The organism is Microbacterium yannicii (assembly GCF_024055635.1).
GTDB classification, from domain to species: Bacteria; Actinomycetota; Actinomycetes; order Actinomycetales; family Microbacteriaceae; genus Microbacterium; species Microbacterium yannicii.
In genome coordinates this window covers 1-19,625 of the sequence record NZ_JAMXMB010000008.1, presented here as the reverse complement: position 1 = coordinate 19,625, position 19,625 = coordinate 1, and the positions used below count along the sequence as shown (strand labels likewise).

Genomic DNA, 19,625 nt, shown 5'->3' with positions numbered 1-19,625 from the left:
ACCGTCATGCGCCTCGTCTTCGCCGGCACGCCCGAGCCCGCCGTGCCGTCATTGCGGCGGCTCGCATCGGCTCACGACGTCGTCGCCGTCATCACCCGCCGGGACGCCCCGCTCGGGCGCAGGCGCGTGCTCACCCCGTCTCCCGTCGCGGCCGCCGCGGAAGAGCTCGGCATCCCGGTGATCCGCGCCGACCGGCTCGATCCGACCGTGACGTCCGAGATCGCCGCCCTCCAGCCCGAGCTCGGGGTGATCGTCGCCTACGGCGGCCTGGTGCGCGAGCCGCTGCTGTCGACGCCCGCCCACGGGTGGATCAACCTGCACTTCTCGCTGCTCCCGCGCTGGCGCGGCGCGGCGCCCGTGCAGCACGCCCTCATCGCCGGCGATGCGCGCACCGGGGCGAGCGTGTTCCAGCTCGTTCCCGAGCTCGATGCCGGCGACGTCTTCGGCGAGCTCGCGCTCGACGTGCCCCCAGACGCTACGGCGGGGTCCCTGCTCGCAGCACTCGCGGACGACGGCGCGGAACTGCTCGCCGACGTCGTGGATGCGATCGCCGCAGGCTCCGCGGCATCCCACCCCCAGGTGGGCGAGCCGACCTACGCCTCGAAGCTCGGCGACGACGACGGCCGCATCCGCTGGGACGAATCCACGGACGCCGTGATGGGGCGCATCCGCGGCGTCACGCCAGAGCCCGGCGCCCACACCACGATCGCCGGCGCGCGGCTCAAGGTGCTCGCCGTCGCGCCGGCGCCGGCGGGAGCGCCGCAGCTGGCGCCCGGCGCCCTCGCCCTGCACGAAGGCCGGGTCCTCGCGGGCACGGCGTCCGCGCCCATCCTGCTCGAAACGGTTCAGCCGGCGGGCAAGGGCGCCATGCGCGCCGCGGACTGGTGGCGAGGCCTGCGCGACCCGGCACCGGTGGTGGGATCGTGAGCCGCACCGTGGCGGCACGCCGCGTCGCCTATGAGACCCTGCGTGCGGTGCACGAGTCCGACGCCTACGCGAACCTCCTGCTGCCGACAGCGATCGCCCGCGCCGGCCTTGCGACGCCCGACGCGGCGCTCGCGACCGAGCTCACCTACGGCACCCTGCGCCGCCAGGGGACATACGACGCCGTCATCGAGATCGCCGCCGACCGGCCGATCGCCGAGATCGATCCGGCCGTGCTCGACGCCCTCCGGCTGGGCGTGCACCAGCTGCTGTCGACCCGCGTGGCCTCGCACGCCGCGGTCAACGAGTCCGTCGAGCTCGCACGCTCCGCCGGCGGACGCGGCGCCGCGGGCTTCGCCAACGCTGTGCTGCGACGGGTCTCCCGCGACACGCCGGGCGATTGGATGACGCACGTCGCCGAGAGCGCGCGCTCCGACGACGAGCAGCTCGGCCTGCTGTTCTCGCATCCGGTGTGGGTGGTCCGCGCCTTCCGGCGCGCACTCGCCGCCGAGGGTCGTGCCGAGGAGCTCGAGGCGCTGCTCACCGCCGACAACGCGTCGCCGCGGGTGACGATGGCCGCGCTTCCCGAGCTCGCGGACGTGCCGGAAGACACCCGTCGCACCCCTTTCTCGCCGATCGGATTCCGACTGGGCGGCGGTGACCCCGACTCGATCGTGCGGGGCTCAGGCGGCCGCATCCGGGTGCAGGACGAGGGTTCGCAGCTCGCGGCCCTGGCACTCACGCGCGCCCTTCCGGTCACGGCGGGGGAGCGCTGGCTCGACCTGTGCGCGGGGCCCGGCGGCAAGACCGCGGTGCTCGCCGCCGAGGCGCTGGCGCAGGGCGCGTCGCTCGAGGCGAACGAGATCTCCCCGGCGCGCGCAGGTCTGGTGCGGCAGGCGCTGGCAGGGGTACCCCTCGACGTGCCGGTGTCGGAAGAAGACGGGCGGCTGCGTGCACAGGACGCACCCGAGACCTACGACCGCATCCTGGTCGACGCACCCTGCACCGGCCTCGGCGCCCTCCGTCGGCGCCCCGAGGCGCGCTGGCGCAAGGCCCCGAGCGACGTCCCCGCGCTCACCCAGCTGCAGCGCGAGCTGCTCACCGAGGCGGTGAGCGCCCTCAAGCCCGGCGGCGTGGTGGCCTACGTGACGTGTTCACCTCATCTCGCCGAGACGTCGGGCGTCGTGGCCGACATCCGTCGCGAATGGGACGGTGCGATCGAGGAGCTCTCCGCGCGAGACGTCATCACGTCGCTGTCGGATGCCGACCCCGGCCTTCCGCCGCAGTCGGATGGCAGCGGGCGCGCCCAGCTCTGGCCCCACCGTCACAACACCGACGCGATGTCGGTGACGCTGCTGCGCCGCGTCTGAGCTGCCGCGCGGCGCCCGGCTCACTCGCGCAGGCGGATCCCGTGGGGCATCTGCTCGAACTCCGTGCGCAGGGCGATGAGAGCCGCGCTGTGCGTGCGTCCGAGGTCGCGCGCATCGACGGTCACCACTGCGCCCTCGGGCAGCGACTCGGCCAGATCCCGGAGCACGGCGACCACGCGCTCCGTCCCCGCGAGGCCGAGTTCGCCGGCCAGTCGCAGCACGCTCCCTTCCTCGGTGTGCTGCACCGTGAACGCCGGAACGGCGACGCTGTCATGCGGCTCCAGCGTGTGCATGCCGAACCGCTCGGCGAGGGTCTCGAGCAGGGCGATGCCCCGCACCGAGTTGCCATGGGCATCCAGGCGCGGGCTGAACGCCGCGACGCCGAACTGCGAGGGCGCGACGGCGAGGAGCCCGCCGCTGACACCGCTCTTGGCGGGCAGCCCCACGCGCAGCAGCCACTCGCCGGAGAAGTCGTACATGCCGCAGCTCGTCATGATCGACAGCACGTCACGGGCCACGACCTCGCTGACGACCCGCTCCTCTGTGACGGGGTTGACCCCGCCGAAGGCGAGCGTCGCCGACATCACGGCGAGGTCGCGCGCGGTCACGAGCAGCGAGCACTGCCGGAAGTACGTCTCCACGGCGACGTCGACCGATCCCTCGAGGACGCCATGGGAGCGCAGGAGGTGAGCCAGCGCGCGGTTGCGATCGCCCGTGGCGGATTCCGACTCGTACACCTGCTCGTCGACCCACAACGAGCGTCCGGCGAAGGCGGAGAGACCCTCCGCAATACGGGACGTGCGGTCATCGACACCGTCGCCGGGGATGAGCGCCGACGTCGCGATCGCGCCCGCATTGACCATCGGGTTGGCGGGGCGTCCGGTGCCGGGTTCCAGGCTGATGGCGTTGAACGGCTCCCCGCTGGGCTCGGCTCCGACCTTGCGCAGCACCGCCTCGCGGCCGCGATCGGCGAGCGCGAGAGCCAGGACGAACGGCTTCGAGATCGACTGGATCGTGAACTCGTGCCCGATGTCGCCCACCGCCCTCACACGGCCGCGGGGACCGACGACGGCGAGCGCGAGATGCTCGGGGTCGGCGGCGGCGAGCTCGGGGATATAGGCCGCGGGCGCGCCGTCGCGGAGCGGGCGGATGTCTTCGAGGACCTCGTCCAGAAGCACGGTGATGGGGTCCACAGGTCGACCATAATGGACGCGTGCCCCCGATCGACGAGAACGGCCGCCAGGTCGGCATCCGCATCAATCCCAGCATCCTCGCCGCCGACTTCGTGAACATGCAGTCGGAGCTCGCCCGGATCGCGACCGCGGACTTCGTGCATGTCGACGTGATGGACAACCACTTCGTCCCCAACCTCACGTTCGGGCGCCAGATGGTCGAGCGCATCCAGGCCACGAGCCCGGTGCCGCTGGACGTCCATCTGATGATCACGAACCCGGACCGCTGGGCCCCCGAGTACGCGGAACTGGGCGCAGCATCCGTCACGTTCCATCTCGAGGCGGCCAAGGAACCGGTCGCCCTCGCACGCCGCCTCCGCGAGATCGGCGCGCGGGCCGGCGTCGCCGTGAAGCCGGCGACCCCCGTGGACGGTCTCTTCGATCTTCTCGACGACTTCGATCAGATCCTGGTGATGACCGTGGAGCCCGGGTTCGGAGGCCAGTCGTTCATGCCCGAGACGATGCCGAAGCTCCGGCGCCTGGCTGACGAGGCTCGCCGCCGCGGGTCGTCGGTCTGGCTCCAGGTGGACGGCGGCATCGGCGAGTCGACGATCGCCCAGGCGGCCGAGGCGGGCGCCGACACGTTCGTCGCCGGCTCGGCCGTGTTCGGTGCGAGCGATCCGGCGAACGCCATCACCGGGCTCCGGGCGTCCGCCCGCAGCCACGCACACTGACGCCGGCGCGTCACCGAGCCGAGAGGGAGCGCATGGCCACCGACGACGAGGCTGCCCCCGCCCAGCCCGCGCAACGCCGCCGACGCGACCGCCTGCTCGACGCCTACAGCGGTGAGCACGCGGTGTACGGCCTGGTGCTGGTCACGGCGCTCGTGGCGGTCGGCTGGGAGGAGGACACCGACTTCGAGGTGCTCCTGTTCGTGATCGGCACGGTGGTCGTCTTCTGGCTCGCCCACATCTACGCCGCAGTGGTCGCCAGTCGCGCAGAGCATCCGGCGAAGCCGGTCGCTGCCGCGGTCCGCGACGGCGCCCGTCATTCCTCGGGGATGCTCGTGGCCATGCTCGTCCCGGCCGCACTGCTGCTCCTGGGCACGCTGGGGCTCGTCGAGGAGTACACCGCGTACTTCCTCGCGCTGGGCAGCGGCATCGTCCTCCTCGCGGTGATCGGCTACGCGAACGCCGCCCGCAACGGCAGCTCCTGGCCGTGGCGGATCGCCGGGCTTCTGGCGACGACGCTGCTGGGCGTGCTGGTGATCGGGCTGAGCATCCTGGCCCACTGAAGCCCCCGCGCACGGGCCATCGCGTCACGCGGCGCCGCGGCATCCGTCTCGTTCGATACCCTGGCATGGTGAAGACGTTCGACACGCTGTACGCCGAGCTCGCCGCGAAAGCGGCTGAGCGCCCCGAGGGATCGGGAACCGTCGCACAGCTGGACGCGGGCGTGCACGCGATCGGCAAGAAGATCGTGGAAGAGGCCGCCGAGGTGTGGATGGCGGCCGAGTACGAGTCGACGGATGCCGCAGCCGAGGAGATCTCGCAGCTGCTGTACCACCTGCAGGTGCTCATGCTCGCGAAGGGACTGAGCCTCGAGGATGTCTACCGACATCTCTGAGCCGGCACCCTCACCCGTCCTCGAACCCGAAAGCCACGCTGCCATGCTGCGAATCGCCGTGCCGAACAAGGGATCGCTCGCCGAGACCGCCTCAGAGATGCTCCACGAGGCGGGCTACACCGGACGTCGCGACCCCAAGGACCTCCACGTCATCGACCCTCAGAACGAGGTCGAGTTCTTCTACCTCCGTCCCAAGGACATCGCCACGTACGTCGGATCCGGCGCGCTGGATGTCGGCATCACCGGCCGCGATCTGCTGCTGGACGCCCGGATGCCGGGCGCCCGCGAGATCGAGCAGCTCGGGTTCGCGGCCTCCACCTTCCGCTTCGCCGCGCCCGCCGGCCGCTTTTCGGAGGTGACCGACCTCGAGGGGGCACGCATCGCGACCTCGTATCCGGGTCTGGTCGACGCCTTCCTCGATGAGCATGGCGTCGCCGCCGACCTCGTGCCGCTCGACGGCGCCGTCGAATCCGCCGTCGAGCTGGGCGTCGCGGACGCCATCGCCGACGTCGTCGAGACCGGCACCACGCTGCGACAGGCCGGCCTGGACGTCTTCGGGCCCGTGATCCTCAGATCCGAGGCCGTGCTGATCGGCGCGCCGACGGACGCGGAGGGCATGGAGACGCTGCTGCGGCGCCTCCGCGGCGTCATGGTCGCGCAGCGCTACGTGATGGTGGACTACGACCTGCCGGCGGAACTCGTCGACGCGGCCGTCAAGATCGCCCCCGGCATCGAGTCGCCCACGATCTCGCCGCTGCGCGACGCCGCGTGGGTGGCCGTGCGCGTCATGGTGCCCCGCAAGGGCGTCAACCAGGTCATGGACGCGCTGTACGCGATCGGCGCGCGCGCGATCCTGGTCACCGCGATCCACAACGCGAGGCTCTGATGGCGCTCGTCTGCCGCGTCATCCCGTGTCTCGACGTCGCCGCGGGGCGCGTCGTGAAGGGCGTCAACTTCCAGAACCTGCGCGACATGGGCGATCCCGTCGAACTCGCCCGCGAGTACTTCCACCAGGGCGCCGACGAGATCACCTTCCTCGACGTCACGGCGACCGTCGACGAGCGGTCCACGACCTACGACGTCGTGCGCCGCACTGCCGAGCAGGTCTTCATCCCGCTGACCGTCGGCGGGGGAGTGCGCTCCGCGGACGACGTCGCCCGCCTGCTGTCGGTGGGGGCGGACAAGATCGGCGTGAACTCGGCGGCGATCGCCCGCCCGCCGCTCCTGGACGAGATCGCCGACCGGTTCGGCGCGCAGGTGCTCGTGCTGTCGCTCGACGTCAAGCGCGCCTCGCCGGAGCTGCGCGACCGGGTCCCCTCGGGATTCGTCGTCACGACGCACGGCGGCCGCACCGAGACCGAGCTCGACGCACTGGAATGGGCGCGTGAGGCCGTCGAGCGCGGCGCGGGGGAGCTCCTCGTCAACTCGATCGACGCCGACGGCACGAAGCAGGGCTTCGACCTCGAGCTCGTGGCGCTGATGCGCGAGGTGGCGAGCGTGCCCGTGATCGCCTCGGGCGGGGCGGGCGCTGCCGCCGACTTCGCCCCCGCCATCGCCGCGGGCGCGGATGCGGTGCTCGCGGCATCCGTCTTCCACTCCGGCCAGCTCACCGTCGGCGAGGTGAAGGCCGCGATGACCGCTGACGGCATCGCGGTGCGGGAGGTGACGGCATGAGCGACACCGTCGACGAGCGCATCGCTCGCGTGACCTTCACCGCTGACGGCCTGGTCGCCGCCATCATCCAGCAGTGGGACACCCACGAGGTGCTCATGCTCGGATGGATGGATGCCGAGGCCCTCCGCCGCACGCTCACCGAGGGTCGCGTCACGTTCTGGTCGCGCTCGCGGCAGGAGTACTGGCGCAAGGGCGACACGTCCGGGAACATCCAGCTGGTGCGCGGAGCACGCCTCGACTGCGACGGAGACGCCGTGCTCGTGCAGGTCGAGCAGGTCGGACCGGCCTGCCACACCGGCACCCGCACGTGCTTCGACGCCGACGACCTCGACGCCGTGCGCGGACCGGAGGCTGTCGCGTGATCCGCAGAGCGCGGCTGCTCGCCGTCGCGGCGATGGTGCTGTGCGGAGCGCTGGGCGTCATCTCGTCCACCCAGACCTGGCTCACCGTCGTCCTGCAGGACGGCGCCCGTCACGCGCTCGAGGTGCCCGGCGCCTCCGCGCTGCCGGTGCTGGCGCCGCTCAGCCTCGCCGTACTCGCGCTGGGTGCTGCGCTCTCGATCGTGGGATTGGTCCTGCGCTACGTCTTCGGGGCGCTGGCCGTACTCATCGGGGGCATCCTCGCGTGGCTCACGGCGCGCATCGTTTTCGAGCATCCGGTCTCGGCCGTCGCCTCGGTCGTCACGGAATCCACCGGCATCGCGGGGGAGTCCTCGGTCGCGAAGCTCGTCGCGTCCATCGACGCGACGGCGTGGCCGGCCGTGACGCTCGTGGTCTGGATCGCGCTGATCGCCGCAGGCGGCTTCGTGCTCGCCACCGCCCACGGCTGGTCGCGCACCGGCCGTCGCTACCGCACCGACGACGACTCGCAGCCGTCTCCCGCCGCCGCATCTCGAAGCCGCGCGGAGGACGGTCCCCGGCCCCACGACGCCGCGGGATCCCGCGCCATCGACGACTGGGACGACCTGTCGCGTGGCGGGGATCCGACCGCCTGACCGCTAGACTGGCGGCGGCCGCGCTTCCCAGGATTCACGAGGAGACACCCATGAGCAACAACATCGGCGACCCCGGCCACGGACACTCGCCCGCCGCCTGGACGGCCGTGGTGATCATGCTGGTGGCGGTCGCACTCGGCACCCTGTTCTACTTCCTCGACATGCCCGTTCTGGTGTGGGCCTCCGCCGCCCTCCTCGTCGTCGGACTGATCGTCGGCTGGGCGATGTCCCGCGCCGGCTACGGCGTGAACGGCTCGAAGTACGTGGCGAAAGAGCACTGATCGTGCTCGCCGACCTGACGGCCGGCGCGGTTGAGGATGCCGAGGCCCGCGCCTCGGTGCGGTCCCTGGCAGCGGTCGAGGCCGCAGCGCTGGCGCAGCGCCCCGCGATCGACGCCGTCGCCGCCCTCGCTCCCGCCGAGCGGGTGAAGATCATCGCCGAGGTCAAGCGCGCGAGCCCCTCGCGCGGCGACCTCGCGGCGATCCCCGATCCCGCGCTGCAGGCCCGCCGCTACGAGGAGGGTGGAGCCTCCGCGATCTCGGTCCTCACCGAGGGCCGGCGCTTCAAGGGGAGCCTGGCCGACCTCGAGGCGGTGAAGGCCGCCGTCACGCTGCCGGTGCTCCGCAAGGACTTCATCGCCACCGAGTACCAGGTGCTCGAGGCCCGCGCCGCCGGTGCGGATCTCGTGCTCCTCATCGTCGCCGCGCTCGACCAGGAGGTCCTCGCCCGCCTGCATACGTTCACGCGCGAGCTGGGCATGACCGCGCTCGTCGAGACGCACTCGGCCACCGAGGTCGATCGGGCGGCCGAGATCGACGCACAGCTCATCGGCGTCAACGCGCGCGACCTGTCGACGTTCCAGCTCGATCGCGACCTGTTCGGGCGACTGGCGGAGCGCATCCCCGCAGGTGCCGTCCGCATCGCCGAGTCGGCGGTGCTCGTCCCGGCCGACGTGGCCCACTACCGGGCGGCCGGCGCCGATGTCGTCCTCGTCGGCGAGGCGCTCGTCACCAACGATCCCGTATCGACGCTGCGCGCCTTCCTGGAGGCCGGCAGCGGCGATGCACTGAACGAAGGAAGGGCGAGGTCGTGAGTCTTCGCGAGGCCCCCGGGCCGCTGTTCGGCGAGTTCGGCGGGCGCTACATGCCCGAATCCCTCATCGCCGCCATCGACGAGCTGTCGGCCGAGTACGAGGCGGCGAAGGCCGATCCTGCGTTCCAGGCCGAGTTCGTCCGGCTGCTCCACTCGTACGCGGGCCGTCCCTCACCCATCACCGAGGTGGCGCGGTTCGCCGAGCACGCCGGGGGAGCGCGGGTGTTCCTCAAGCGCGAGGACCTCAACCACACCGGCTCTCACAAGATCAACAACGTGCTGGGCCAGGCGCTGCTCACCCAGCGCCTCGGCAAGACCCGCGTGATCGCCGAGACGGGTGCCGGCCAGCACGGCGTCGCGACCGCAACGGCCGCCGCCCTGTTCGGATTCGAGTGCACGATCTACATGGGCGAGGTCGACACGGAGCGCCAGGCGCTCAATGTGGCGCGCATGCGGCTGCTCGGCGCCGAGGTCGTGCCGGTCAAGACCGGCTCGCGGACGCTGAAGGACGCCATCAACGAGGCGTACCGCGACTGGGTCGCCAGCGTCGAGACGACCAACTACATCTTCGGCACCGCCGCCGGACCCCACCCGTTCCCCGCCATGGTGCGCGACTTCCAGAAGGTCATCTCCGAAGAGGCGCGGGTGCAGCTGCTCGAAGAAGCCGGCCGGCTCCCGGATGCCGTCATCGCGTGCGTCGGCGGCGGCTCCAACGCGATCGGCATGTTCGACGCGTTCCTGGACGACGATGTGAAGCTCTACGGCGTCGAGGCGGCCGGTGACGGCGTCGACACGCCGCGGCATGCCGCATCGATCGAGCGCGGACGCCCTGGGGTGCTGCACGGCGCCAAGACGTTCGTGCTGCAGGACGATGACGGCCAGACCGTCGAGTCGCACTCCATCTCGGCAGGACTCGACTATCCCGGCGTCGGGCCGGAGCACGCCTGGCTCGCCTCGATCGGGCGCGCCGAGTACATTCCCGCGACCGATGACGAGGCGATGCAGGCCCTGCGCCTGCTGTCCGAGACCGAGGGCATCATCCCGGCGATCGAGTCGGCGCACGCCCTCGCCGGCGCCCTGCGCCTGGGCCGCGAACTCGGTCCGGACGCGATCCTCGCCGTGTGCCTGTCCGGCCGCGGCGATAAGGACATGGACACCGCCGCCCGGTACTTCCACCTGTACGACGCGGCCGCGGCCGCGGCTCGGGACGACGCCGGCGTGGTCGCGACCCCGCCGGCCGATGACGCCGCCAAGGGAGAGGGCACCAAGCTATGAGCTCGCGTGTCTCCGCGGCGATCGACGCCGCCCACGCTGCCGGGCGGGGCGCATTCGTCGGGTACCTGCCGATCGGCTTCCCCGACCTCCGTACGAGCATCGACGCGGCCGTCGCTCTCGCCGAGAACGGGGCCGACGTCCTCGAGCTGGGCCCGCCCTACTCCGACCCGGTGATGGACGGCACGGTCATCCAGGAGGCGACCCAGGCGGCTCTCGCCGGCGGCTTCCGTCTGCGCGACACCTTCACGGCGGTGCGCGAGATCACACGCCGCACCGATGTGCCGGTGCTCGTGATGACGTACTGGAACCCGGTGCTGCAGTACGGCGTCGACCGTTTCGCGGATGACCTGGTCGCCGCCGGGGGAGCGGGCCTCATCACGCCCGACATCACGCCCGAGGCCGCGCCCGAATGGCTCGCCGCCAGCGAGCGCACCGGGCTGGACCGCGTCTTCCTCGCCGCACCGACATCCACCGACGAGCGCCTCGAACTCATCGTGCGGAGCTCGACGGGCTTCGTGTACACCGTCTCGACGATGGGCATCACCGGAGAGCGTGCGCAGCTGGATGCCGCCGCCCGCACGCTCGTCGCCCGCCTGCGCGAGCACGGGGTCGCGCACGCGTGCGTCGGCATCGGCATCTCGAGCGCCGATCAGGTGTCGGGCGTCCTCGAATATGCCGACGGTGCGATCGTCGGCACCGCGCTCGTTCGTGCGCTGCGTGACGGAGGGATCGACGGGCTCGCCGAGACCGCGCGCCACCTCGCCGCAGGCACCGCGCGCAGCGCGAACTAGACTTCTCAGGTCGGCGCGCGCGCCGGCCCCTCCCGCACGGATCCAGCAAGGACACGGTTCTCCCATGATCACCGCCGCCGCGAGCGTCGTCGCCAGCATCCCGAGCCCGTCGATCAGCTACTTCGACATCGGGCCTCTGCGGATCCACATCTACGCGCTCTGCATCATCACGGGGATCATCGTCGCCGTGCTGTGGACGAATGCCCGCCTCACCAAGCGCGGCGCCGAGCCGTGGGTCGTCATCGACATCGCCCTCCTCGCGGTGCCGATCGCGATCATCACCGCCCGGATCTACCACGTGCTCACGCACTGGAGCTTCTACTTCGGCGAGGGCGCGAATCCGCTGTCGGCGCTGTACATCTGGGAGGGCGGCATCGCGATCTACGGCGCCCTCATCGGCGGCGCCATCGGCGCTTGGCTGGGCTGCCGATGGACCGGCATCCGCTTCTGGACCTTCGCGGACGCTCTCGCCCCCGGTCTGCTCCTCGCCCAGGCGATCGGCCGCTTCGGCAACTGGTTCAACCAGGAGCTGTACGGCCTGCCGACCGATGTGCCGTGGGGCCTGGAGATCGACTATCCGAACCCCGCCTGGCCCATCGGCCTCCCCGAGGGGACGCTGTTCCACCCCACGTTCCTCTACGAGGTGCTCTGGAACGCCCTGGGCGTCCTGGTGATCGTGTGGGTCGGTCGCCGCTTCCGGCTGCAGTGGGGCCGGCTGTTCGCCGTCTACCTGGTCTGGTACAGCGCCGGACGCATCGTGTGGGAGTCGATCCGCATCGATCCGAGCGACATCTTCCTGGGTCTGCGCACCAACGTCTGGGCCGCCATCCTGGGCGTCGTCCTCGGTGTCGTGATCTTCTTCGTCCAGAAGCGCCGCCATCCGGGTCTCGAGCCGTCGCCCTATGTGTCCGGCCGCGAGTGGAACGCCGGACAGGCTGTACAATCGCAGAACACCGACGACTTCGTCGACGTCAGCGAACCCCCGACGTCCGAGGTCGAAGAGGTCAGAGCCACAAGCACCCCTGCCACCAAATAACGCCGCTCAGTTCCCCGAGGAGCGTGCGCCCAGGGCCGACGTCGTCCCATCTTGACTATCAACGTGAGGACGGTAGGTATGGCTTCGAGCCCCCGTCACGACGCCTCTTCGGAGGCGGACTTCCCCGCTTCGTCCGGCCGCGCCGGCTTCCCGCAGAAGCAGGGGATGTACAACCCTGCCTTCGAGAAGGACGCCTGCGGACTGGCCATGGTCGCGACCCTCCGCGGCGAGGCGGGCCACGACATCATCGATCTCGCGCTGACCGCCCTGCGCAACCTGGAGCACCGTGGTGCCATCGGCTCGGACGCCGGCACCGGCGACGGCGCGGGCATCCTCACCCAGATGCCGGACGCATTCCTCCGCGCGGTGGCCGGCTTCGAGCTGCCGCCGGTCGGGGAGTACGCGGCCGGAATGGTGTTCCTCCCGCGCGACGCCGACGCTCGCGCGGCGCAGAAGACGGGCATCGAGCGGATCGCGGCCTCCGAGGGCCTCACCGTCCTCGGCTGGCGCGAGGTGCCGACTTCTGACGAGAACCTCGGCAAGCTGGCCTTCGAGGCCCGCCCGTTCTTCGAGCAGCTCTTCGTCTCGCACCCCGCCTCCGGCGAGCGGGCCGCGCTCTCGGGCATCGCGCTCGACCGCCGCGCCTACCGCCTGCGCGCCCGCGCGCGCACCGAGCTCGACGCCTACTTCGTCTCGCTGTCGGCGCGCACGCTCGGCTACAAGGGCATGGTCACGACGCTCCAGCTCGAGCCGTTCTACCCCGACCTGCAGGACGAGCGCTTCGCCTCCGAGCTCGCGGTCGTGCACTCGCGCTACTCGACCAACACGTTCCCGTCGTGGCCGCTCGCGCAGCCGCTGCGCATGCTCGCGCACAACGGCGAGATCAACACCGTCAACGGCAACCGCAACTGGATGCGCGCACGGCAGTCGCAGCTCGAGTCCGAGCTGCTCGGCGACATCCGTCCGCTGCTGCCCATCTGCACCACCGGCGCCAGCGACTCGGCCTCGTTCGACGAGGTGCTCGAGCTCCTCACCCTGACCGGCCGCAGCCTGCCCCACGCCATCATGATGATGGTGCCGGAGGCGTATGAGAAGCAGGCCGACATCGACCCGAAGCTGCGGGCCTTCTACGAGTTCCACTCCATGCAGATGGAGCCCTGGGACGGACCGGCCGCGCTGATCTTCACCGACGGCACGCTCGTCGGTGCGACCCTGGACCGCAACGGCCTGCGGCCCGGCCGCTGGACCGAGACCACCGATGGCCTTATCGTCATCGGCAGCGAGACCGGCGTGCTGGACTTCGAGCCCGAGCGCATCAAGCGTCGCGGGCGGCTGCGCCCCGGCCGCATGTTCCTCGTCGACACGGCGCAGCGCCGCATCATCGAGGACGACGAGATCAAGGCGCAGCTGGCCGACCAGGAGCCGTGGCAGGAGTGGCTCGACGCGGGCCGCGTGCGCCTGGCCGAGCTTCCGGAGCGCGAGCACATCGTGCACCCCATCGCCTCGATCACCCGGCGCCAGCGCACGTTCGGCTACACCGAGGAAGAGGTAAGGATCCTCCTCACCCCGATGGGGCAGAACGCGGCGGAGCCCCTCGGAGCGATGGGTTCCGACACGCCCGTCGCCGTGCTGAGCGAGCGCCCGCGCCTGCTCTTCGACTACTTCACCCAGCAGTTCGCGCAGGTGACCAACCCGCCGCTGGACTCGATCCGGGAGGAGGTCGTCACCTCGCTGAGCCTCGGCCTCGGGCCGGAACGCAACCTCCTCGAATGGGGCGCCGAGCACACGCGCGTCGTGACGCTCGACTTCCCCGTCATCGACAACGACGAGCTGGCCAAGATCCAGCACATCGACACCGCGCTCCCGGGCCGGACGTCCGTCACGATCCGCGGTCTCTACCGCGTCGAGGCGGGCCACAAGGGCATGAAGAAGCGCCTCGAGCAGATGTGCCAGGAGGTCGACCAGGCGATCGAGGACGGCGCGGAGTTCATCGTGCTCTCCGACCGCGACTCGAACAAGGATCTCGCGCCGATCCCGTCGCTGCTCATGCTGTCCGCCGTGCACCACCACCTCATCCGCAAGGAGACCCGCATGAAGTGCGGCCTCGTGGTCGAGGCCGGCGACGTGCGCGAAGTCCACCACGTCGCAACACTCATCGGGTACGGGGCATCCGCCGTCAACCCGTACCTCGCGATGGAGACCGTCGAGTATCTCGTTCGCGCGGGATTCATCACGGGCATCTCTCCCGAGAAGGCCGTCAAGAACCTCATCTACGCGCTCGGCAAGGGCGTGCTGAAGATCATGTCGAAGATGGGCATCTCGACCGTGTCGTCCTACGCCGGCGCACAGGTCTTCGAGGCCGTCGGCCTGTCGGACGAACTCGTCGACGCCTACTTCACGGGCACGGAGTCCAAGCTCGGCGGCGTCGGCCTCGACGTCATCGCGGCCGAGAACGCCGCGCGTCACGCGTACGCCTACCCCGAGGATGCCGCCGTGCGCGCGCATGAGCGGCTCTGGACGGGCGGCGAGTACCAGTGGCGACGCGACGGCTCGCCTCACCTGTTCAACCCCGACACGGTGTTCCGGCTGCAGCACTCGACCCGCACGCGCCGGTACGACATCTTCCGCGAGTACACCAAGCTGGTCGACGACCAGGCGAGCGAGCTGAAGACACTGCGGGGCCTCTTCGGGCTGAAGACGGAGGGCCGCACTCCGGTGCCGATCGACGAGGTCGAATCGGTGTCGTCGATCGTCAAGCGCTTCTCCACCGGTGCGATGAGCTACGGGTCGATCTCGCGCGAGGCTCACGAGACCCTCGCGATCGCGATGAACCGGATCGGCGGCAAGTCCAACACCGGAGAGGGCGGCGAGGACGCGGACCGTCTGCTCGACCCCGAGCGGCGCAGTTCGATCAAGCAGGTCGCCTCCGGGCGTTTCGGCGTGACGAGCCTGTACCTCACCGAGGCCGACGACATCCAGATCAAGCTCGCCCAGGGCGCGAAGCCCGGCGAGGGCGGCCAGCTGCCGCCGACCAAGGTGTACCCGTGGGTCGCGCGCACGCGCCACGCCACCGCGGGCGTCGGTCTGATCTCGCCGCCGCCGCACCACGACATCTACTCGATCGAAGACCTCAAGCAGCTCATCTACGACCTGAAGCGCGCCAACCCGGGCGCCCGCGTGCACGTGAAGCTGGTCAGCCAGTCGGGCATCGGCGCGGTCGCCGCCGGCACCGCCAAGGCGCTGGCCGACGTCATCCTCGTTTCGGGGCACGACGGCGGCACGGGCGCGAGCCCGCTCAACTCGCTCAAGCACGCCGGCACCCCCTGGGAGCTGGGCCTGGCCGAGACCCAGCAGACCCTGATGCTCAACGGCATGCGGGACCGGGTCGTGGTGCAGGTCGACGGCCAGCTGAAGACCGGACGCGACGTCATCATCGGCGCGCTGCTCGGCGCCGAGGAGTTCGGCTTCGCGACGGCCCCGCTCGTGGTGTCGGGCTGCATCATGATGCGGGTCTGCCACCTCGACACCTGCCCGGTCGGCGTCGCCACGCAGAACCCCGCGCTGCGCGCGCGGTTCAACGGCAAGCCCGAGTTCGTCGTCAACTTCATGGAGTTCATCGCCGAGGAGGTGCGCGAGTATCTCGCGGCGCTGGGCTTCCGCTCGCTCGACGAGGCGATCGGCCGGAGCGACCTGCTCGACGTCAACGGTGCGGTCACGCACTGGAAGGCGAGCGGCCTCGACCTGGCGCCGGTGCTCGAAGGACCGGTGTTCGCCGAAGACGAGCCGCGTCGCAACACCACCGGGCAGCTTCATGAGCTGGACGAGCACTTCGATGTCGCACTCATCGAGCGCGCACAGAACGTCATCGCCGACGGCGGCGAGATCACGATCGACCTGCCGATCCGCAACACCGAACGGGCCGTCGGCACGCTCCTCGGTCACCACGTGACCAAGGCGCGCGGCGAAAACGGCCTGCGGTCGGGCAGCATCGTCGTCAACCTCACGGGCTCGGCGGGACAGTCGTTCGGCGCCTTCATGCCGTCGGGCATCACGCTGCGTCTCGAGGGCGACTCCAACGACTACGTCGGCAAGGGACTCTCCGGCGGCCAGATCGTCATCCGGCCACCGCGACGCGCCACCTTCGACGCGTCGAAGAACGTCATCGCCGGCAACGTGATCGGCTACGGCGCGACCCTCGGCACGATGTTCCTGCGGGGTGTGGTGGGCGAGCGCTTCTTCGTCCGCAACTCCGGCGCCACGGCGGTCGTCGAGGGGGTCGGAGACCACGCCCTCGAGTACATGACGGGTGGCCTCGCGGTGATCCTGGGCGCGACCGGACGCAACCTCGGCGCCGGGATGTCCGGTGGCACGGCGTACGTGTACCGCCTCGACAGCAAGCTCGTCAACCGGGAGGCGCTGGCCTCCGGCGAGCTGGAGCTCGGCGAACTCGGCTCGGGAGACGCGGAGATCCTCCGCGACCTCCTCGAGCAGCATGTCGCCGAGACCGAATCGACCCTCGCCCAGGCTCTCCTCGATGACTTCGAGGCCGAGCTGGCGAACTTCGTCAGGGTCATGCCGCGCGACTATGCCGCGGTGCTGCAGACCCGTCAGACGGCGGTCGCCGAGGGGCTCGACCCCGACGGCGACGTCGTCTGGACCCGCATTCTGGAGGTGACGGGTGGCTGACCCGAAGGGCTTTCTCAAGGTCACCGAGCGCGAACTGCCCTCGCGGCGGCCCGTGCCGGTGCGCATCATGGACTGGAAAGAGGTCTATGAGCCGGGCGACGGCGCCGTGCTGCGCCGGCAGGCAGGCCGCTGCATGGACTGCGGCGTGCCGTTCTGCCACAAGGGCTGCCCGCTCGGCAACCTCATCCCGGAGTGGAACGACCTCACGTGGCGCGGCGAGGGCCGCGCAGCCAGCGAGCGTCTGCACGCGACGAACAACTTCCCCGAGTTCACGGGGCGCCTGTGCCCGGCACCGTGCGAGAGCGCGTGCGTGCTCGGCATCAACCAGCCCGCGGTCACGATCAAGCAGGTCGAGGTGTCGATCGCCGACGAGGCCTTCGCGAACGGGTGGATCGAGCCCGAGCCGCCGGGGCGCCTGACCGGCAAGACCGTCGCGGTCGTCGGCTCCGGTCCTGCCGGGCTCGCCGCCGCTCAGCAACTCACCCGCGCCGGTCACACTGTCGCGGTCTTCGAGCGCGATGACCGTATCGGCGGACTCCTGCGCTACGGCATCCCGGACTTCAAGATGGAGAAGAAGCACCTCGAGTCGCGTCTTCGCCAGATGCAGGACGAAGGCACCCGCTTCCGCGCCGGCGTCGAGATCGGCCGCGACATCTCGTGGTCTGACCTCCGCGCCCGCTACGACGCGGTGGTCATCGCGACCGGCTCCACGGTGCCGCGCGAGCTTCCCATCCCGGGCCGCGACCTCGCCGGCGTGCACTTCGCGATGGAGTATCTCGTCGAGTCCAACAAGGCGGTGGCCGGCGACGCCGTTCCCCACCAGATCACGGCCGAGGGCAAGCACGTCGTCGTGATCGGCGGCGGTGACACCGGTGCGGACTGCATCGGCACCGCCCACCGGCACGGCGCGCTCAGCGTCACGAACCTGGCCATCGGCCGCCGCCCTCCCGGCGAGCGTCCCGAGCACCAGCCGTGGCCGATGGACCCCCTCGTCTTCGAGATGCAGTCGGCTCACGAGGAGGGCGGCGAGCGCACCTACCTCGCCTCGACCGTCGAGTTCCTCGCGAATGACGCCGGCGAGGTGCGCGCCCTGCGCGTCGCCGAGACCGAGTTCGTCGACGGTCGCCGCGTGCCCAAGAGCGGCACCGAGCGCGAGATCCCCGCCGACCTGGTCCTCATCGCCATGGGCTTCACCGGTCCCGAGCGCGCGTTCCTCGAGGAGCAGCTCGGCGCTCGATTCACCGAGCGGGGCAACGTGCGCCGCGAGGACGACTACCAGACGACCGCCCCGGGCGTGTTCGTGGCCGGCGACGCCGGCCGCGGGCAGTCGCTCATCGTATGGGCGATCGCCGAGGGACGTGCCGCCGCAGCCAGCGTCGACCGCTTCCTCATGGGGGAGACGGAGCTGCCTGCTCCGGTCCGCCCGACCGATGTCGCCATCGGCATGCAGCCCGCGTAGGCTTGCCGAGGCACTCGCCACCTTCAACCCACCCGGAGATACCACGGATGAGACGCGCCAAGATCGTCGCCACCCTGGGGCCCGCCACGTCGACATATGAGATGGTCCGCGCGATCATCGATGCCGGCGTCGACGTCGCCCGCTTCAATCTGAGCCACGGGGACTACTCGGTCCACGACAACAACTTCGCCAACGTGCGCAAGGCCGCCGACGACGCCGGAAGGGCGGTCGCGATCCTCGTCGACCTGCAGGGTCCGAAGATCCGCCTGGGCAAGTTCGAGAACGGACCGCACGAGCTGGCGGTCGGCGACATCTTCAAGATCACCACGGACGACATCCTCGGCACCAAGGAGATCGTCGGCACCACGTTCAAGGGTCTGCCGCATGACGTGAAGCCGGGAGACTTCCTCCTGATCGACGACGGCAAGGTGCGCGTGGAGGTCGTCGAGACCAGCGACACCGTCGTCACCACCAAGGTGATCGTCGCGGGTGCCGTCTCGAACAACAAGGGCATCAACCTCCCCGGCGTCGCGGTGAACGTCCCCGCACTGTCGGAGAAGGACGAGGCCGACCTCCGCTGGGGTCTGCGTGCCGGTGCCGACCTCATCGCGCTGTCGTTCGTGCGCGATGCGAAGGACGTCCAGCGCGTCCACGTCATCATGGCCGAGGAGGGGGTCCACGTCCCCGTCATCGCCAAGATCGAGAAGCCGCAGGCGGTCGACAACCTCGAGGAGATCATCGACGCGTTCGACGGCATCATGGTCGCCCGAGGCGACCTGGGCGTCGAGCTGCCACTTGAGGCGGTGCCGATCGTGCAGAAGCGCGCGGTCGAGCTCTGCCGCCGCATGGCGAAGCCGGTCATCGTCGCGACGCAGATGCTCGAGTCGATGATCGAGAACCCCGTTCCCACCCGTGCCGAGACGAGCGACGTCGCCAACGCCGTGCTCGACGGCGCGGACGCGGTCATGCTCTCGGGCGAGACCAGCGTCGGCAAGTACCCGGTCGGCGTCGTCGAGACCATGGCCCGCATCGTCGACTCCACCGAGGAGCACGGGCTCGAGCGCATCCTGCCGCTCACGACCAAACCCCGCACGCAGGGCGGCGCGATCACGCTCGCCGCGCTCGAGGTGGCGGAGTTCGTGGACGCGAAGTACCTCTGCATCTTCACGGAGTCCGGCGACACCGCCCGGCGCATGTCGCGGCTGCGCCCGCGCATCCCCATGATCGGCTTCGCCCCCGAGCCGGCGATCCGTCGCCGCATGGCGCTCACGTGGGGCGTGCGCTCGACGCTGGTCGAGCACGTCGCGCACACCGACCTGATGTTCATCCAGGTCGACGACTACCTGCTGTCGAACGACCTGGCCAAGGTCGGCGACAAGGTCGTCGTGATCTCGGGATCGCCTCCCGGAATCATCGGCTCCACGAACGACATCCGCATCCACAAGGTGGGCGATGCGGTGCACGGCAAGGCGCCGATCTACAAGACACGCGACTGACACCTCTCTCCCGCGGACGGCTGCGACCAC

The 19,625-nt window shown here is 70.6% G+C and carries 18 protein-coding genes; 17 read left to right on the top strand and 1 reads right to left on the bottom strand.

The genetic code is table 11. The features are described 5' to 3' along the window. The first annotated feature begins 6 nt into the window (after positions 1-6). Entirely contained in the window at positions 7-927 is a 921-nt protein-coding gene (gene fmt, locus NCG93_RS03180) for a methionyl-tRNA formyltransferase (protein ID WP_194415442.1), read from the top strand. Continuing rightward, complete coding sequence (locus NCG93_RS03175) at positions 924-2,294, top strand: RsmB/NOP family class I SAM-dependent RNA methyltransferase (RefSeq protein WP_194415443.1); 1,371 nt, start codon at positions 924-926, stop codon at positions 2,292-2,294. Before fmt ends, NCG93_RS03175 begins: the two co-directional genes overlap by 4 nt. Positions 2,295-2,314: 20 nt before the next feature. Here NCG93_RS03175 and glsA read toward each other — a convergent pair whose 3' ends face one another. Next, a complete protein-coding gene (gene glsA, locus NCG93_RS03170; RefSeq protein WP_194415444.1) occupies positions 2,315-3,487 on the bottom strand; it encodes a glutaminase A in 1,173 nt (390 codons plus the stop codon). Positions 3,488-3,507: 20 nt separating this feature from the next. Here glsA and rpe point away from each other — a divergent pair, with 20 nt between their 5' ends. The 15 genes from rpe (at position 3,508) to pyk (ending at position 19,595) form a co-directional block, all read left to right on the top strand. Beyond that, a complete protein-coding gene (rpe, locus tag NCG93_RS03165; protein ID WP_194415445.1) occupies positions 3,508-4,200 on the top strand; it encodes a ribulose-phosphate 3-epimerase in 693 nt (230 codons plus the stop codon). 32 nt (positions 4,201-4,232) lie between these two features. After that, a complete protein-coding gene (locus tag NCG93_RS03160; protein ID WP_194415446.1) occupies positions 4,233-4,760 on the top strand; it encodes a hypothetical protein in 528 nt (175 codons plus the stop codon). Between the two features lie 68 nt (positions 4,761-4,828). Then, a complete protein-coding gene (locus tag NCG93_RS03155) occupies positions 4,829-5,092 on the top strand; it encodes a phosphoribosyl-ATP diphosphatase (protein ID WP_045302883.1) in 264 nt (87 codons plus the stop codon). A 43-nt stretch (positions 5,093-5,135) separates the two neighbouring features. Beyond that, entirely contained in the window at positions 5,136-5,978 is an 843-nt protein-coding gene (gene hisG, locus NCG93_RS03150; RefSeq protein WP_194415447.1) for an ATP phosphoribosyltransferase, read from the top strand. Continuing rightward, entirely contained in the window at positions 5,978-6,766 is a 789-nt protein-coding gene (hisF, locus tag NCG93_RS03145; protein ID WP_194415448.1) for an imidazole glycerol phosphate synthase subunit HisF, read from the top strand. The genes hisG and hisF overlap by 1 nt, the downstream gene beginning before the upstream one ends. Beyond that, positions 6,763-7,128, top strand: a complete 366-nt coding sequence (hisI, locus tag NCG93_RS03140; protein WP_194415449.1) for a phosphoribosyl-AMP cyclohydrolase — start codon at positions 6,763-6,765, stop codon at positions 7,126-7,128. The genes hisF and hisI overlap by 4 nt, the downstream gene beginning before the upstream one ends. Next, complete coding sequence (locus tag NCG93_RS03135; RefSeq protein WP_372495947.1) at positions 7,128-7,760, top strand: Trp biosynthesis-associated membrane protein; 633 nt, start codon at positions 7,128-7,130, stop codon at positions 7,758-7,760. The genes hisI and NCG93_RS03135 overlap by 1 nt, the downstream gene beginning before the upstream one ends. A 50-nt stretch (positions 7,761-7,810) precedes the next feature. Continuing rightward, positions 7,811-8,041, top strand: coding sequence for a DUF6704 family protein (locus NCG93_RS03130; protein WP_194415450.1), 231 nt, complete (start codon positions 7,811-7,813; stop codon positions 8,039-8,041). 2 nt (positions 8,042-8,043) lie between these two features. Continuing rightward, the gene (gene trpC, locus NCG93_RS03125; protein WP_194415451.1) at positions 8,044-8,853 is read left to right on the top strand and encodes an indole-3-glycerol phosphate synthase TrpC; all 810 of its coding nucleotides are present in this window, start codon (positions 8,044-8,046) and stop codon (positions 8,851-8,853) included. Then, positions 8,850-10,127 (top strand): tryptophan synthase subunit beta, encoded by a 1,278-nt coding sequence (gene trpB / locus NCG93_RS03120; protein WP_194415452.1) that lies wholly within the window; start codon positions 8,850-8,852, stop codon positions 10,125-10,127. Before trpC ends, trpB begins: the two co-directional genes overlap by 4 nt. Continuing rightward, entirely contained in the window at positions 10,124-10,918 is a 795-nt protein-coding gene (trpA, locus tag NCG93_RS03115; protein WP_194415453.1) for a tryptophan synthase subunit alpha, read from the top strand. The genes trpB and trpA overlap by 4 nt, the downstream gene beginning before the upstream one ends. Before the next feature lie 64 nt (positions 10,919-10,982). Further along, positions 10,983-11,954, top strand: coding sequence for a prolipoprotein diacylglyceryl transferase (gene lgt / locus NCG93_RS03110; RefSeq protein WP_194415454.1), 972 nt, complete (start codon positions 10,983-10,985; stop codon positions 11,952-11,954). A 78-nt stretch (positions 11,955-12,032) separates the two neighbouring features. Continuing rightward, entirely contained in the window at positions 12,033-16,640 is a 4,608-nt protein-coding gene (gene gltB / locus NCG93_RS03105) for a glutamate synthase large subunit (RefSeq protein WP_372495939.1), read from the top strand. After that, positions 16,633-18,099 (top strand): glutamate synthase subunit beta, encoded by a 1,467-nt coding sequence (locus NCG93_RS03100; protein ID WP_194415455.1) that lies wholly within the window; start codon positions 16,633-16,635, stop codon positions 18,097-18,099. The genes gltB and NCG93_RS03100 overlap by 8 nt, the downstream gene beginning before the upstream one ends. 47 nt (positions 18,100-18,146) lie before the next feature. Further along, positions 18,147-19,595, top strand: coding sequence for a pyruvate kinase (gene pyk, locus NCG93_RS03095; RefSeq protein WP_194415456.1), 1,449 nt, complete (start codon positions 18,147-18,149; stop codon positions 19,593-19,595). Positions 19,596-19,625: the final 30 nt, after the last annotated feature.